Source organism: Pseudarthrobacter sp. 1C304 (assembly GCF_052245515.1).
Lineage (GTDB): Bacteria > Actinomycetota > Actinomycetes > Actinomycetales > Micrococcaceae > Arthrobacter.
Map to the genome: position 1 here is coordinate 181,457 of NZ_JBQQCH010000008.1, position 15,169 is coordinate 196,625.

Genomic DNA, 15,169 nt, shown 5'->3' on the forward strand with positions numbered 1-15,169 from the left:
GTCACTAGCTTTTGTTCTGGCCCTTGATGTTTTCGGCCCAGTACTTGCTCCACTCAGGCTCGCTCTTGTTGACGCGCTCCCAGTTGACGTCCATTTCCTTCAGGTCCAGATCTGCCAGCCAGGCCGGTTCGGTGGGAAGAGTAACCGTGGGGATCTGGAAGTACTTCTCGGACAGCTTGGTCTGTTCCTCCTGACCCAGAAGGAAGGAAAGGAACGCGTCGGCACCGGCAGAGGACGGCCCGTTCTTGATCTTCGCGACCCCGTCAATCAGCATGGGGGCCCCGGAGGCGGGTACTACCGGCGTGTAGGGCGCCTTCTGGTTTTGGATCTGCAGCATGACATCCTGCAGGTTCCAGGCGGTAACGGCGGCTTCCTGGCGCGTGATCCGCAGGTACAGATCCGTGGGATTTGCAGCGTAGACCTTGGTATTGGAGTCGAGCGCCCTCAGCCAGTCGTAGCCGGCCTCTGGGCTGCCTGCCGCGTCATACTTGCGATCGATCATGGAAGCGAAGATGCTCCGCATGGTGCCGGAGGCCAGAACATCCCGGATGGCGATCTTGTCTTTCATCTCCGGTGCGATCAGGTCGTCCCAGTCCTTGGGAGCCTCGTCGGCAGAGAGCATGTCCTTGTTGTAGAAGATGACTTCCGCCAGCTTCATCTCACCCACCCAGAGGCCCTCGGGATCACGTTGAGCTGCCGGTACAGCATCGATTACGGATTTTGGCGCTGCCGAAAGCACCTCCTCGGACGCGGCCTGCTCCATCTGCTGCTGTGTACCGCCCCACCAGATATCGCCCTGAGGGTTGGCCTTTTCCGCCTTGATGCGTTCAAGCGCTTCCTGTGCGCCGAGCGTCAGCAGCTGAACTTTTCCGGCGTACTCCGGGTTGGCCTTTTCGAAATCCGCAACTACGTCCGCCGCCAGGCCCTTGTCCCGTGCCGTGTAGATGGTCAGGGTTCCCGACCCGGCGGCGCCGGCAGACGAGCCTGAATCCTTGGGCGCATCCAGCCCACAGGCCGTCATTCCAAGGGTGAGCGCGAGACCGCCGGCAAGAAGTGCGAATCTCAAGGGTCGTGACGTCATTGATTTTCTCCTATTGATTTTGTTGGCTGATTGGTTCGAATAAGTCATATGTCCGGTCATCCGACTGCCCCGGCGAAGAGAACGGCAGGTGCCTTGACCACTCTCGCGATGGCGCCGTGCAGGATGGCCGCATTTCCGAGTTCGGCAAAAACAACTTCCGTCGGAGACGGCGCGGCACTTTGTACCCGGTCGCGGAGCTGCTGGCGTGCCTGTTCGCCCAGGGCCACGGCATCGCCGGAGAAGATCACTCTTGCCGGGTTCACCACGCAAACGCACACGATGGCGGCAAATGCCCAAGCCCTCACCACGTCGTCGAGAAGTTGGCGGGCCACAGTCGAGTCGGTGGCGCAGAGCATTTCAATGGCCGTCTCGTGGGGTAGCACCAACCCGAGTCGGGCGGCCTCCTCCTGGATCCCGGCCGCCGTCCAGCGCTTCTCGAAGTCTCCCCGGTCTCCATGCGGGCCGGCTTCCAGTCCCTGCGGGAGGAACCCGATTTCACCCGCGGACCGGGACGCACCGTCCAGAACCTCTCCGCTGGAGATGATCGTGGCACCGATACCTTCCGCGATATGAATCAGCACGAGATCGTCCACACCATTACCCGCACCATCCACCCGCTCCCCCAGCGCGATGAGATTGACGTCATTTTCCACCGTGGTCCGGAGTTTCGTCGCCGCTTCCAACTCGTCTGCCAGGCGGAGGTGTGCCACCGGGCCAAAAGCCGGAGACAGGGCAAGCGAACCGTCAGAGGCGACCACGCCAGGCAATGCCACCACAACGTGCACGGGGGGAATACCTGCCCGGCGATGCAGCGTCATGACCACACTCGCGGTGCTTCCAACGGGATCCTGCGGGTCGAATTCCTGTTCTGCCGAGTCAAGCCGCGTGCCCTCAAGGTCAATCACGGCACACCAGATCCGGGCGCCACGGAGGCCGACAACGGCTATGGTCACTGCCGATCTATTGAGTTCAATCAGCGTCCGCCGCCGCCCGCCGGTAGATTCCTGCTGCCCCACAACGCGCAGATATCCCGCCTCGCTGAGCTCCTGCACAATGCCCGTAACGGTGGATGGACTATATCCAGTCCTGTGCGCCAGATCAGTCCGGGCCAACGGTCCCGCCGCCAGTAACGTTCCGAAGATTGCACCTGAGCGGATTCTGCGCAGCGCATCCCGCCCAGTGGGGGCCGCAGGCTGTGACTCGGATAACATTCTTACTTTATACGGTGAATAAAGTAAGAATGCAAGGGTAAGGGACCTCTTCTCGGATGAAACAAACGGGGCGACGGGCCGCGTGCAGACGCACCGGGCACAATCGTCCTCTGGTGCTGCTTGCAGACATTGGGACAGAGCGGCAGCACCCGGAGGCGTGGTCCAAAGGCTCGCGGGCCCTGGGCTGCGGTCACTTCAGAGTCCAGTTCCCTGCACCGTTCTGAGCCAGTAGCTGTAACGGCGACAAACCCGCCATCACTCGCGCTAGTGGAGCCGAGCACACCCGCCTCGGTAGCCTGTTGCCCATGAGCATCAAACTGGAGAACGTCGGCATCGCCGTGCGCGACCTCGAAGCCGCCATCGCCTTCTTCACCGATCTCGGCCTCACGGTCATCGGCCGGGACACGGTCATCGGCGACTGGACCGACACCGCCGTCGGCCTGGACGGCAACCACGCCAAGATCGCCATGCTGCAGACGCCGGACGGGCACGGACGGCTGGAACTCTTTGAGTACCTCCATCCGGACCCGATCGAGACGGAGCCAACCCTTCCCAACGAGATCGGCATGCACCGGGTCGCGTTCTCCGTCGACAACCTCGACAAGGCCCTGGAAACAGCCGCGAAGCACGGCTGCCATCCGCTCCGCGGCGTGGCGACCTACAAGGACATCTACAAACTCACCTACGTGCGCGGCCCCAGCGGCATCATCGTGATGCTTGCCGAGGAGCTTAGGAAGACCTGACGCCGGGCACTCGCCCGGACGTCCCTAGCTGGCCGGGTCGTACTGGAACGCGCGGACCTCCTGTGCGCAGCGGCACGCGGCCGCGATCTTGGCGGCCCACTCCAGCGCCGCCTCGTACGAGGGCAGCTCCAGCACCGAGTAGCCGCCCTCGATCTGTGACGTCTGCGGGTAGGTGCCCTCGCGCGCGGTCCCGTCGGCGTCGACCATCACGGGCGGGACGCTCTCATTGATGCCGCCGCCGAACACCCAGACGCCGGCGTCCTTCGCTGCCTGGACGACGGCGTGTGCCGCGTCCGCAACGGCCGGCAGCTCCGCCTCGGGGACCTCCATGGCGGCACTCGGGAACGAAATCAGGTACTTGGTCATCGCGGCACTCCTTCGTCGCAGCACGGGGATCGCGTTCATCCTCGCCGACGCCCCCGCGCCGCGCAAGGTCCCGCGGGCCCGGAGCGCTGCAGCAGCTCAGGGACGTCGTGAGTCAGCATCCTCCGGGGCGCGCCTGGGGCGCCTGCTCGATTCCCGCGGAATGAGGGTGGGCATGAATTTCCGGACCCGGGGCTCCTTGTCCGGTTCGGTGATGAGGCTGATGGCGGCCCTGGCGATCTGGTCCAGAGGGACCCGGACGGACGTGAGGGGCGTCGGCAACATCGCCGAGAGCGGGGTGTCGTTGTAGCCGACCAGTGCCAGATCAGTACCGACCGTGAGTCCGTGCCGGTGCGCCGCTGCGATGATGCCCAGGGCGATGTTGTCGTTGGCGGCGAATATTGCCTGCGGCCGGCGGCTCGCGCCGAGCAGGCGTTCCCCGGTCAGGAGACCGTTTTCGATGCCGTAGCCGCCGGCCTGCACCCATTCCTCCGGCAGCCCGAGACCTGCCTCGTCCAGCGCCCGCCGGGCTCCGGCCAGGCGGCCGACGGCTGTGGAGGTGAAGGACGGTCCCGTCACGACTGCGATGTCCCGATGACCCAGGTCGATCAGATGCCGGACGGCCAGATAGCCGCCCACCTCGTCGTCCCCCAGGGCGGACGGGCTGACCCCGTCGGTGCGCAGAACGAGCGCGTGCGTGACGCGGCGTTCCCGCAGGAGGCGGGGAAGCTCGTCGTCCAGGCGGGCTGTCGCCAGGATGAGTCCGTCAACATTCCGGTCAAGGAGCGTCTCGGCCGCGCGGCGTTCATCGTCCGGCTCGTCCCCGCTGGTAGCGACCATCGCAAAATAGCCGCGGTCGGCGGCTGCCCGTTCGAGTTCTTCGAACATCAGGGCCATCACGGTATCGCTGAGCCGCGGCACAAGGACTCCGAGGGTCCGGGTTTCACCCCGGCGGAGGCTGGAAGCGAAGGAGTTTCTCCGGTAGCCGAGCTCTTCGGCGATCTTCCGGACATGCGCAGCGGCCGCCGAACGCGAGGTGGTGCGTTCGTCCAGGGCGCGGCTGGCAGTGGAGATGCTCACGCCGCTGGCCGCTGCGACGTCCTTGAGCGTGACGATGACGCCGGGGGCTGCCGGGTCCATGGCGGGTCTCCTTCCAAGCAGGGGCGTTACAGACACTCTATTCCTCCTTCTTGCAAACGTTCTCTTGACAGTGAGCTGCGACACGTGTCATATTGAAAACGTTCCCGCAAACGTTCTCACGGAAGCGGGACTACCGACCATCAAAGAAGACAAGAAGGTAGCTGTTATGACACTCGATCTCCGCGGCCTCAGCCCCGCACCTGTCACCCCGTTCACCGAAGATGGCGCTGTCGACTACGCTGCAATCCAGCGTCTGGGTTCATGGCTCGGATCGATTGAGGGCGTGAAGAGCCTCGTCGTCCTGGGGCACGCCGGCGAAGGCACGTTCCTCACCGAGGAGGAGCAGCTGGACGTTATCCGCGCGTTCGTGGCGTCGACCGACGGCCGTGTACCGGTCGTGGCCGGCATCACCAAGGAGGGCAACAAGACCGCCGCCCTCGAGGCCAAAAAGGCCGTCGAAGCCGGCGCGGCAGCCGGTCTCGTCTACCCCTCACACGGGTGGCTGCGCTTCGGATACCAGGACGGCGCACCCCAGTCGCGCTACAAGGAGATCTACGAAGAGTCCGGCCTGCCGCTGATCCTCTTCCAGTACCCCGACAACACCAAGGCGAGCTACAACCTCGACACTCAGCTGGAGATCGCCGGCCAGGAGGGCGTCTTCGCCACAAAGAACGGTGTCCGGAACATGCGCCGGTGGTACACGGAGATCCCTGCGCTGCGCGCCGCGTACCCCGAGCTGCAGATCCTGTCCTGCCACGACGAGTACCTGCTGCCGACGATGTTCGATGTCGACGGTCTCCTCGTCGGCTACGGCAACATCGCCCCCGAACTGCTCGTCGAACTCATCGAAGCCGGCAAAGCCCAGGACTACCCCCGCGCCCACGCAATCCATGAGCGCCTGCTCCCGGTCACCAAGAACGTGTACCACCGCGGCTCCCACATGGAAGGCACCGTCGCTCTGAAGTGGGGTCTCGTGAACCGGGGCATCCTGGACCACGCCACAGTGCGCACCCCGCTCCTGCCCCTGACCGAGGGCGCCGATACCGAAATCGCGGAAGCCTTCGCCGCCGCAAACATCGGCAAGGTCACCACCACCGCTGCCGTCTGACCCCCACCCATCACGGGTCCTCACGGGCGGCGGGCCCCCTGGCCCGCCGCCCGTGCCCCAGCTTTTTACTCTCCACCCCGGGCCAACGACACCCCCAGCAATGTCGCTGTAGAAGGAGGACTCGCCGATGCGCGAGCAGAATAAGACCATCAGCCGCTCAGGTCACAGGGAAGAACAGATGGCAACCCAGCAAGGACACCAGGCCGAAGACGCCACGAAAAAACAACGCACTTTCCTGGGCTACCTGGCCCTGATGGGCCCGGCCTTCGTCGTGGGCGCCTGGCAGTTCGGCCCCGGCAACCTCACCACCGCCGTGCAGGCCGGCAGCCGCTTCGACTACACCCTGGTGTGGGTCATTGCAGTCTCCACCATCCTCATGATCTTCTTCACCGACATGAGCGTCCGGCTCGGCATCGCCACACCCACGTCCCTGATCACTTCCATCAAGGAACACCTCGGCAGGCCGTTTGGCGTCCTGGCCGGCTTCGGCGTCTTTGGCATCACCTTGATGTTCTCCGTCGGCAACGCCGTCGGTTCCGGCCTCGGCCTGTCCTTGGTATTCGGGGGATCCCCTGTCCTGTGGACCGTCGTCTGCACAGCAGCGGTCGCCCTCGTCCTTGCCTTCCGCAACGTTTACGGAATCGTCGAAAAAGCCCTGCTGGTCATCGTCGCCCTCATGGCCGTTGCGTTCGTGGCCAGTGCCGTCGTCGCCCAGCCCGACTGGTACCGGGCCCTTGAAGGCGCCATTCCCTCACTGCCCGCCGGCAGCGAGATCCTGGTGGTCGCACTGGTCGGAACAAACTTCTCGATCAACGCCGCGTTTTACGCCTCCTACGGCATCAAAGAACACAAGCGCACCCGCACCGACTACCGTGACATCACCCTTGTCGACACCATCCCCGGGATCGTCGCCCCCGGCATCATGACCGCCCTGGTCATCCTTGTTTCGGCCTCAGTCCTGGGCCAGACCGGCGGCGAAGCGACATCAATCGGCGCACTGGCATCCATCTTCGAACCCCTCGCCGGGCCCGGGGGCTCGATGCTCTTCGCGCTGGGCCTTTCCGGCGCCGCGTTCTCCTCGATGATCGCCAACGCCACAGCAGGCGGCACCATGCTCTCCGATGCCATGGGCCGTGGAGCAAAGGCGGGCTCACCCGCTGCCCGGATCGTCACAGGTGTGATTCTCAGCTTCGGGCTGATCATCACCCTCTCATTCCAGTCCTCACCTGTGGGCCTGATCGTCATCGCCCAGTCCCTCACCGTGCTCATCGCCCCGCTGCTCGGCGTCCTGTTGATCATCATGAGCAACAAGACGGCGGTCATGGGCGAACTCCGCAACAAGTGGTGGCACAACCTCTTCGCCGTCGTCGGGCTGGTCACCATCGTGGCTTCGTCCGTGCGCCTTATCACCCTCCTCCTCGGGTAACGGCCAAGGCAAACGGCAGAACAGGCGGCGCCCTCCCGGGGCACCGCCTGTTCTGGGTTATCGGCGCGCAGCCGGCTCAGCCCATCCCGCGCCGGGCCCGCTACCCGCCCAGCACCACGTTCACCGGCGGCTCCCCCGCCAGCATCAGGTCGATCTGCCGCTGCAACAGCTTCCCCATCCGCGGGCGCATGGCCGAACTGGCCCCGCCCACGTGCGGGCTGATGATGACGCCGGGGGTCCGCCACAGCGGGTGGTCCTGCGGCAGCGGTTCGGGGTCGGTGACGTCCAGAGCGGCGCGGATCCGGCCCGCTCCCGTGTGCTTCACCAGGGCGTCGGTGTTCGCCACCGGTCCGCGCGCCACGTTGACCAGCAGCGCGCCGTCGGGCATGGCCGCGAGGAAGGCGTCGTCGATCAGGTGGCGGGTGGCGTCGCTGAGCGGCACGCCCACCACCACGATGTCGTGTTCCGGGAGCAGGCTGTGCAGCTCGCCGATGCCGTGGACGTGCCCGCGGGCATCCTCCCGTGCGCGGCTGGCCACCCGGGTCACTGTGGTTTCGAACGGCAGGAGCCGGTCCTCGATCGCCTTGCCCACCCCGCCGTAGCCGACAATCAGCACCCGCCGGTCCGCGAGGCTGGCGGTGGGCCGGGTCTCCCAGCGGCCCTCCCGCTGGTTGGCCAGCAGCCGCGGGAACTCGCGCTGGCTGGCCAGAATGAGGGCCAGGGTCAGCTCGGCGGTGGAGGTCTCGTGCACGCCGGCCGCATTGGCGAACACCCGCCCCTCCGGCAACTGCTCTGCGACGCCGTCGTAACCGATCGACTGGCTCTGCACCAGCCCGGTGTCAACCTGTTCCAGCCCGCGCAGCACCTCCGTGCCGCCCATGTAGGGCTGGACCACGATGTCGATCCGCGCCGCGGGCGGTTCCCCGGAAAGGTCCCATTCGACGACGGCGACGTCCGGGTGCGGCGCCAGGTACTCGCGCAGGGTGGGATCCGGCAGGCTCACGGTTATCTTCTTCGGCATAGCTGCCAGCCTAACGGTGCAGGCGGGGGTGGGTGCGGCGGCCCCCATCATCCACTGCTCCGCTACCGCCCTATTGGAGCCCCATAAGGGCGGTAGCGGAGCAATCGACGGGGGCGGCGCGCCCGACGGCGGCGCAAGCCCAGCTGGGAGTTTGCCCTCACCTTCGCGGCGCACCGCGCGGCTTTTGGACATGTCCCCCGGGCGGGCATAAATTGCAGGAAACCCCGCCCTTGATTGATCCGGAAGGCCCTGCGTCATGAACACCTCGGGACCCTCCCGCCCTGCCGCCAAGCCCCTCACTGCGCAGGGGAAACTGCTCCTGGTCTGGGCGTCCGCCGTCCTTGTGGTGCTGGGCATGGTCACCGCCGCCGTGGTCCGCACGGGGCCGGAACCCCGGACCGGATTCCTGGCCGCCGTCGAAAGCCAATGGGAGGAACCGCCCGCGGAGGCGGCCCCGGCGGCGGAAGCCCCGCGGCCCGCCGTCGACCTTGACACCGTTGACGCCGGGATTTCCCGGATCCTTGCCGAAAACGCCGGCTACCGGATCGGCGTCGTCCTCGCCGACACCCACGGCGGCGAGCCGCGCAGCTACGGCGACGGCACTGAATTCGTCGCGGCCAGCACCGCCAAAATCATCACGGCGGCCGCCTACTACCACCTCGTGGAGACCGGCGAGAAGAAGCTGGACGTGCCGCTGGGCAGCTACGACGCGCAGTTCCAGCTCCAGGCGATGGTCAACGCGAGCAGCAACGACGCCTGGCTGCTGCTGATGCAGGACATCGGCTACCCGGAGCTGATTGAGTACGCCGCATCGATCGGGATCAGCTACGACCCGGAAGAGAACCTGCTGACCGCAGCCGAGATGGCGTCAGTGCTCACGCAACTGTCCGCGGGCACGCTGCTCAACGCGGAGCACACGCAGGAACTGCTCGGCTACATGCAGAAGACCAACAACGAGCGGCTCATTCCGGCGGCCGTCGGGCCGGACATCACCGTGCAGCACAAGTACGGCGAGCTGGAGGGCTACGTGCACGACGCCGCCCTCCTGACCCGCGGCGAGCACTCGTTCGCGCTCACCATCTACACGTGGGGTGAGGACGGCGAGAGCGAGGAACGCCTGGCGGCCATCCACCAGCTGACTGACGTGGTGGCCACGGCGCTGCGGGGGTAGGTGGCCCGACGGCGGGCGGCCTGCCGCCGTCGACCGCTGTTAACGGCGGGAGCCCCCGCTGCACCTGGGTGCAACGGGGGCTCCGCCTTGGAAAACCGGGGTTAGCGGCCGAACAGTTTCGCGAAGAAGCCGGTCTTGGTGCTGGCTTCACCCTCGTGGCCCTTGCAGCGGTCGGCGCTCCTGACGCCGGCCATGACCTGGTCAACGTGCTGGCCGCAGCCGGCCCAAGTGGTCTTACCGCACTTCTTGCATGCAACCTGTCGGCACATCTGGTTCTCCTTGTTGGTAGGTCCGTTGTCACAACTATACCCCCTGGGGTATGTGGCGCCAAATGGCGGGAACACCCTGTTCCCTGCCGGCGTTGGTTCCGTACAGTGGCACCAGCGCCGCGCACGCACTGACTTCGCACCGTACCGAGAGGACCGCTGACATGGCTTACATCAAGGTTGGAACCGAGAACAGCACCGACGTCGAGCTCTACTACGAAGACCACGGCACCGGGCAGCCGGTGGTCCTCATCCACGGCTACCCGCTGGACGGATCCTCCTGGGAGAAGCAGACCACGGCCCTGCTGGGCGCCGGCTACCGCGTCATCACGTACGACCGCCGCGGGTTCGGCAAGTCCAGCAAGCCCACCGACGGCTACGACTACGACACCTTCGCCGCGGACCTCAACACCCTCATGACCACCCTGGACCTGAACGACGCCGTCCTGGTGGGCTTCTCGATGGGAACCGGCGAGGTGGGCCGCTACCTGGGCACCTACGGCTCGGCCCGGGTGGCGAAGGCGGCGTTCCTCGGCTCGCTGGAGCCCTACGTCCTGCAGACCGAGGACAACCCCGACGGCGTCCCGCAGTCCGTGTTCGACGGCCTGCTGGAAGCTGTCACCGCGGACCGCTACGCCTTCTTCACCGAGTTCTTCAAGAACTTCTACAACAGCGACACCTTCCTGGGCACGCCGCGGCTGTCCGAGGAAGTGATGCGCGCCGGCTGGAACCTCGCCACCTCCGGCGGCCCCACCGCGTCCGTGGCCGCGCAGCCCACCTGGCTCACCGACTTCCGCGCCGACATCCCCAAGATCGACGTCCCCGCGCTGATTGTCCACGGCACCGCGGACAACATCCTGCCGATCGACGTCACGGGCCGGCAGTTCGCGAAGGCCCTGCCCAGCGCCGAGTACGTGGAGATCGACGGCGCCCCGCACGGCATGCTCTGGACCCACGCCGCCGAGGTCAACGAGGCGCTGCTGGCGTTCCTGGGGAAGTAGGGGCGGGGCTCTGCCGCTTCGCGGCGTCCGGGGGCACCGTTCGCGGCGACTTCCGGCCGTCCGGGGGCACTCTTCGCGGCACCCTCCAGCCATCCGGGGGCACTTTGACAAGGGACACGCGGCCGCCGTCGTAAATTACGACGGCGGCGGGCACCAAAGTGCCCCCGGACCGCCGGGCTGTCGACACGGGCCGGCACCCAAAGCGCCTCGGACCGCGTGCCCAACAGCGTAAATCAGCCGGGGGCCGGTTGCCCGGCAGATCAGAGACCTGGTGCTGGCTCGGGCTCCAGGCACCGCCGCCGCGTCGAGTCCGTCGCCGCGCGGCCGCGACCTCCGGCCGCCCGGGGGCACTTCGACACGGGCCACGCGGCCGCGGGCGTGGGTTCGACGCCGGGAGGCGGCAAAGTGCCCCCGCACCGCCTGGCGCGAGGAGGTTTGCCTAGAACAACGAGCCCTCCACGGCGACCTCCGGCCGTCCGGGGGGCACCCTTCGCGGCCACCTCCGGCCGTCCGGGGGCACTTCGACACAGGACACGCGGCCGCCGTCGTGGATTTCGACGTCGGAGGGCACCAAAGTGCCCCCGGACCGCCGGGCCGCGAGGAGGTTTGCCTAGAACAACGAGCCCTCCACGGCGACCTCCGGCCGTCCGGGGAGCACCCTCCACGGCCACCTCCGGCCGTCCGGGGGCACTTTGACACGGAACACGCGGCCGCCGTCGTGGATTTCGACGTCGGAGGGCACCAAAGTGCCCCCGGACCGCCGGGCCGCGAGGAGGTTTGCCTAGAACAACGAGCCCTCCACGGCGACCTCCGGCCGTCCGGGGGCACTTTGACACGGGACACGCGGCCGCCGTCGTGGATTTCGACGTCGGCGGGCACCAAAGTGCCCCCGGACCGCCGGTGCGCACCCTGACTGCAGGCGGCGAGGGGCCCTGCCTAGAACAACGAGCCCGTCTGCCCGCCATCCGCGGCGGCCGTCAGGTCGTGGATGGCCTCTGTCCGTGCGGGGACACTGTCCAGGCCGGCGCCCTTGGTGAAGATCACCACGGCCTAGGCCTTGGCGTCCTTGGCGAGGAGCACGAAGCAGTTCCCCCATAAGAAGAGGCGGACCAGGGACGAGCCATCACGAGCGCAGAGCCCCCGCACCGCCCGGCGCGGTCCCCGGGCAGAATGCTCATCCGCGGGCCCGTCCCAAAGCGCCTCCGTACCGTCCGACGCGGACCCCTTGCCGAGCGGATGCGACGTCCTAGGCTGAGGGATCCCCTGATCTGGACCGGTTCGCGCGGTGCGCAGCCTGGTCTGTCCCCAGCTCGGACCGCCGATCCGCGTGCAGGCGGTAAAACTCGAGCACCTCGGCTTCCAACGCCGCATCGAAGCACACCACGGATTCGATCACGGGTGCTGCCGAAGGTGCGCGGGCCGCGCCTACGAGAAAGTCTTTCGCCGGAGCTCTCAGCTCCACGCTGAGGACTTTCCGGCGGCGCCTCTTGACCCTGGTGACGCGAAATGAAGCAATTGCCTCCCAAGGCACCCGGTAGGACGGCCCAAGGGTATGGACGTTCACGCCGTCGGAGTCCAAGGAGAGGATCGGCTGCAGCTTGCCCCAGCTCTTCTGCTCCTGGGCGCTAATCAGCCACGGCGCGGCCATGAGGAAGAGGCCCAGAAGGAACAGCAGGGGCGTGGGGATACCCCTGGAACGCGACAATCCGGCCATCCATTCGCCGTCGAGCATGTGCCTGACAGCCCCGATGGTCGCGGCCAGCCCCAGGACGATGAGAAACGCGGAGATCAACTTCAGGTAAAGGCTGAGGCGGAAGGGGCCGGGGCCCACCGCAGGATTGCTGTTCATCAGAGTCAGGCTGCGGCCACCGCCGACCCACCACCCTTCCGGGCGGCTGGTTCGGGTCTTTGACGTTTGTAGTTCAGACACGATTGCCCCCTCCCCCGGGACGCCTAGACCTCGTCGTCCCAGGTGCCAGCGTCCGCGGCGTCCTCGGGCTTATCCTCTGCGTCCGGATCCCCGGACCCTACGTAGGCCGCCGGCACCGTTCCCGCGGCCTGGGTCAGCTGTTCCTCGCGGATGTTACCCGCCTCGTGCGGTTCGGCGTGCGGCTGGCGGGCCTCGACGGCGTCCGGGTCGCCGGGACCGCGCAGTCCGGCCGGGTCGACGGCCGGTTCGTTCGGATCACTCATGACACTGCCTTTCATCCGTGGACGGGGAGGCTTCCCACACTAACGTGGTGCACGGAGCGCCGCTCCGCCACCGGGCCCGCGGGCACGTCATCGACCGGCTCAGGGAGTTGACACCGGCAGGCCGGTACGGTTCACTTTTTGCATATGCTGAAATAACAGTTCCATGATGCGGAATGTATTGTCCGCATAGCCCTACACCGTGGATGCCAGCATCAAACACGAGGATCCGCCTCATGCACCTTAACGAGTTCAACGCGGCCGGCCGGGACGAGGCCGACGCCACACTCCGGCCCTGCCTGGACATCCAGCGCTGGGTCGACGGGCTGGCCGACGCCCGCCCCTACCCCAGCCTCGACTCGCTCCTGGACGCGGGACGCCTCACGGCCAACCCGTTCACCCCTGCCGAGATCGACGCCGCACTGGCGCACCACCCGCGGATCGGCGAGCGGGCGCAGGGAAACAGCACGGAAGCCAAGCTGTCCCAGGCGGAACAGGCCGGACTCGGCGAGGCCGATGCCGCCGTCGCGCGGGCCCTGGCGGATGGCAACCGGGCCTACGAGGAGAAGTTCGGGCAGGTGTTCCTGATCCGCGCCGCCGGACGCAGCCGCGAGGAGATCCTGGCGGCCCTGAACACCAGGCTCACCCACACTCCGGAGGAAGAACAGGAAATCATCGGCCAGCAGCTGCGGGAGATCGCGGTGCTCCGACTCGAAGGGCTGATTGAACAATGAGCATGTCCCACGTCACCACCCACATCCTCGACACCGGCTCCGGCAGGCCCGCGGCGGACGTCCCGGTCACCCTGCACATGCTCGACGGCGAGCGCTGGGTCCAGATCGCGGAAGGCACCACGGACGGGGACGGCCGCGTCAAGCAGCTGGGCCCGGACCGGCTGCCCACCGGCACCTACCGCCTGGCGTTCGACACCGGCAAGTACTTCGCCGCCAGCGGGACCGAAACATTCTTCCCGGAGGTCATCCTCACCTTCGGCGTGCTGGAATCCGAGGACCATTACCACGTGCCGCTCCTGCTGAGCCCATTCGCGTACTCCACGTACCGGGGCAGCTGACCCTACGCACGACGCACCACGAGACGAAGGGCCCGGGGCACCGCCGCGGGCCCTTTTGCACGCCTCACAACCCCAACGCGGGGTCAGATATCCCGTGCTGGACTCCGTGGCGGTCACGCTGTGGCACTGCCTCGCCCTGGCGGGTGCGCCGCTGCTGGACCCGCACTGGGGCCGGCTCCTGGCCTGAGCCGGGGGGGGGAACCCGATCGGTCCTTGAAGGACCGGTCCTCAAGAGAAGGACATCACCGCATGAAATTTGCACGCCTCGGCGCCGCCGGCGCCGAAACCCCCGCCATCATGGACGGCGGCACCTACTATTCCCTGGCCGGACTCACCCCGGACCTGAACGCGGACTTCTGGTCCTCCGGCGGTCCTGCCCGCGCAGCAGCCGCCCTGGCGGCCGGGGAACTGCCGGAAATGGATGCCGCGGGACTCCGCATCGGCGCCCCCATCACCCGGCCCTCATCCGTGTTCGGCATCGGACTGAACTACGCCGCGCACGCCGCCGAGTCGGGTTCCGAACCACCCACGGCGCCGGTCCTGTTCCAGAAGGCTCCCAACACCGTGGTGGGACCCTACGACCCCGTCGCCATCCCCCGCGGTTCCACCAGGACGGACTGGGAAGTCGAACTCGGCGTGGTCATCGCCACCCGCGCCTCCTACCTCGAGTCACCAGCGGATGCGCTCAGCCATATTGCCGGCTTCGTCACGGTCAACGACCTGTCCGAGCGGGCCTTCCAGCTGGAAGGTCCCGGCGGCCAGTGGTCCAAGGGCAAGAGCTGCGCCGGGTTCTGCCCCACCGGCCCGTACCTGGTCACCCCGGAGGACGTGGACCCGGGCAACCTGCGGCTGCGCAGCTGGGTGAATGGGGAGCCGCGCCAGGACTCCACCACGCAGGACCTGATCTTTGACGTGGCCACCCTCATCCACGACCTCAGCCAGTACCTGGTCCTGGAACCCGGCGACCTGATCTGCACCGGAACCCCTGAGGGCGTGGCCCTGTCCGGACGCTTCCCTTATCTCAAAGCCGGGGACGTCGTGGAGATAGAAGTATCCGGGCTTGGACGCCAGCGCCAGGAGTTCATCCGCGCCTGACCGCTGTCACAATCCGCCCACAGGCTGCCGGCACGCTGTGGGCGGCGGCCGGCAGACCGCCTGTTTTGACTGCCCGCAATCGGCTCAGTATTCTCGAAATGCAAGAAAGTTTTCTCACAGAATGAAAACTTGAGCCGACCATTCAATGACGAAAAGAGGTTGGACGTGGCTGCAGGAGAAGAGACCTCCCATATCCTCAGCGGGTTGACTAACCAGCTGCCTGATCGTGATCCGGAAGAGACCGCCGAGTGGCTGGAGTCCCTGGATGCTTTGATTCAGGA

The 15,169-nt window shown here is 66.8% G+C and carries 16 protein-coding genes; 8 read left to right on the forward strand and 8 right to left on the reverse strand.

What is annotated here, in order from left to right:
- Positions 1 to 4: 4 nt before the first annotated feature.
- Both ACTWQD_RS15160 and ACTWQD_RS15165 read right to left on the reverse strand, forming a co-directional pair.
- Positions 5 to 1,129, reverse strand: a complete 1,125-nt coding sequence (locus ACTWQD_RS15160) for an extracellular solute-binding protein (RefSeq protein WP_443196947.1) — start codon at positions 1,127 to 1,129, stop codon at positions 5 to 7.
- Positions 1,130 to 1,137: 8 nt separating this feature from the next.
- Positions 1,138 to 2,292, reverse strand: coding sequence for an ROK family protein (locus tag ACTWQD_RS15165; RefSeq protein ID WP_443196948.1), 1,155 nt, complete (start codon positions 2,290 to 2,292; stop codon positions 1,138 to 1,140).
- A gap of 305 nt (positions 2,293 to 2,597) precedes the next feature.
- On the opposite strand from ACTWQD_RS15165, the gene ACTWQD_RS15170 reads away from it, so the two are divergent.
- On the forward strand, positions 2,598 to 3,035 hold the full coding sequence (locus ACTWQD_RS15170; RefSeq protein WP_443196949.1) for a VOC family protein: 438 nt from the start codon (positions 2,598 to 2,600) through the stop codon (positions 3,033 to 3,035).
- 24 nt (positions 3,036 to 3,059) lie between these two features.
- Here the strand turns inward: ACTWQD_RS15170 and ACTWQD_RS15175 are convergent, their stop codons facing one another.
- On the reverse strand, positions 3,060 to 3,401 hold the full coding sequence (locus tag ACTWQD_RS15175) for a YciI family protein (RefSeq protein ID WP_443196950.1): 342 nt from the start codon (positions 3,399 to 3,401) through the stop codon (positions 3,060 to 3,062).
- Positions 3,402 to 3,497: 96 nt separating this feature from the next.
- Positions 3,498 to 4,538 (reverse strand): LacI family DNA-binding transcriptional regulator, encoded by a 1,041-nt coding sequence (locus ACTWQD_RS15180; RefSeq protein WP_443196951.1) that lies wholly within the window; start codon positions 4,536 to 4,538, stop codon positions 3,498 to 3,500.
- A 166-nt stretch (positions 4,539 to 4,704) separates the two neighbouring features.
- On the opposite strand from ACTWQD_RS15180, the gene ACTWQD_RS15185 reads away from it, so the two are divergent.
- Together ACTWQD_RS15185 and ACTWQD_RS15190 are read left to right on the forward strand one after the other, a co-directional pair.
- Positions 4,705 to 5,646, forward strand: a complete 942-nt coding sequence (locus ACTWQD_RS15185) for a dihydrodipicolinate synthase family protein (RefSeq protein ID WP_066439534.1) — start codon at positions 4,705 to 4,707, stop codon at positions 5,644 to 5,646.
- Positions 5,647 to 5,824: 178 nt separating this feature from the next.
- Complete coding sequence (locus tag ACTWQD_RS15190; RefSeq protein WP_443196952.1) at positions 5,825 to 7,072, forward strand: Nramp family divalent metal transporter; 1,248 nt, start codon at positions 5,825 to 5,827, stop codon at positions 7,070 to 7,072.
- A gap of 100 nt (positions 7,073 to 7,172) precedes the next feature.
- Here ACTWQD_RS15190 and ACTWQD_RS15195 read toward each other — a convergent pair whose 3' ends face one another.
- Entirely contained in the window at positions 7,173 to 8,093 is a 921-nt protein-coding gene (locus ACTWQD_RS15195; RefSeq protein ID WP_443196953.1) for a 2-hydroxyacid dehydrogenase, read from the reverse strand.
- Between the two features lie 256 nt (positions 8,094 to 8,349).
- Between ACTWQD_RS15195 and ACTWQD_RS15200 the strand changes: the two genes are divergently transcribed.
- The gene (locus tag ACTWQD_RS15200; RefSeq protein ID WP_443196954.1) at positions 8,350 to 9,264 is read left to right on the forward strand and encodes a serine hydrolase; all 915 of its coding nucleotides are present in this window, start codon (positions 8,350 to 8,352) and stop codon (positions 9,262 to 9,264) included.
- 101 nt (positions 9,265 to 9,365) lie between these two features.
- Here the strand turns inward: ACTWQD_RS15200 and ACTWQD_RS15205 are convergent, their stop codons facing one another.
- Positions 9,366 to 9,533: a hypothetical protein gene (locus ACTWQD_RS15205; protein WP_443196955.1), complete on the reverse strand. Its 168-nt coding sequence runs from the start codon at positions 9,531 to 9,533 to the stop codon at positions 9,366 to 9,368.
- 161 nt (positions 9,534 to 9,694) lie between these two features.
- On the opposite strand from ACTWQD_RS15205, the gene ACTWQD_RS15210 reads away from it, so the two are divergent.
- Positions 9,695 to 10,531 carry an alpha/beta fold hydrolase gene (locus ACTWQD_RS15210; protein ID WP_443196956.1) on the forward strand — a complete coding sequence of 279 codons (837 nt, stop codon included), beginning with the start codon at positions 9,695 to 9,697 and terminating at the stop codon, positions 10,529 to 10,531.
- A 1,246-nt stretch (positions 10,532 to 11,777) separates the two neighbouring features.
- Here the strand turns inward: ACTWQD_RS15210 and ACTWQD_RS15215 are convergent.
- Positions 11,778 to 12,380, reverse strand: coding sequence for a hypothetical protein (locus ACTWQD_RS15215; RefSeq protein ID WP_443196957.1), 603 nt, complete (start codon positions 12,378 to 12,380; stop codon positions 11,778 to 11,780).
- Between the two features lie 104 nt (positions 12,381 to 12,484).
- Positions 12,485 to 12,724 carry a hypothetical protein gene (locus ACTWQD_RS15220; protein WP_443196958.1) on the reverse strand — a complete coding sequence of 80 codons (240 nt, stop codon included), beginning with the start codon at positions 12,722 to 12,724 and terminating at the stop codon, positions 12,485 to 12,487.
- A 233-nt stretch (positions 12,725 to 12,957) separates the two neighbouring features.
- Between ACTWQD_RS15220 and uraD the strand changes: the two genes are divergently transcribed.
- The 3 genes from uraD to ACTWQD_RS15235 all read left to right on the forward strand — a co-directional run bounded on the left by uraD (position 12,958) and on the right by ACTWQD_RS15235 (position 14,888).
- Positions 12,958 to 13,455, forward strand: coding sequence for a 2-oxo-4-hydroxy-4-carboxy-5-ureidoimidazoline decarboxylase (gene uraD, locus ACTWQD_RS15225; protein WP_443196959.1), 498 nt, complete (start codon positions 12,958 to 12,960; stop codon positions 13,453 to 13,455).
- Entirely contained in the window at positions 13,452 to 13,793 is a 342-nt protein-coding gene (gene uraH / locus ACTWQD_RS15230) for a hydroxyisourate hydrolase (RefSeq protein WP_443196960.1), read from the forward strand. The genes uraD and uraH overlap by 4 nt, the downstream gene beginning before the upstream one ends.
- A 249-nt stretch (positions 13,794 to 14,042) precedes the next feature.
- Complete coding sequence (locus ACTWQD_RS15235) at positions 14,043 to 14,888, forward strand: fumarylacetoacetate hydrolase family protein (protein ID WP_443196961.1); 846 nt, start codon at positions 14,043 to 14,045, stop codon at positions 14,886 to 14,888.
- The last annotated feature ends 281 nt before the right edge of the window (positions 14,889 to 15,169 follow it).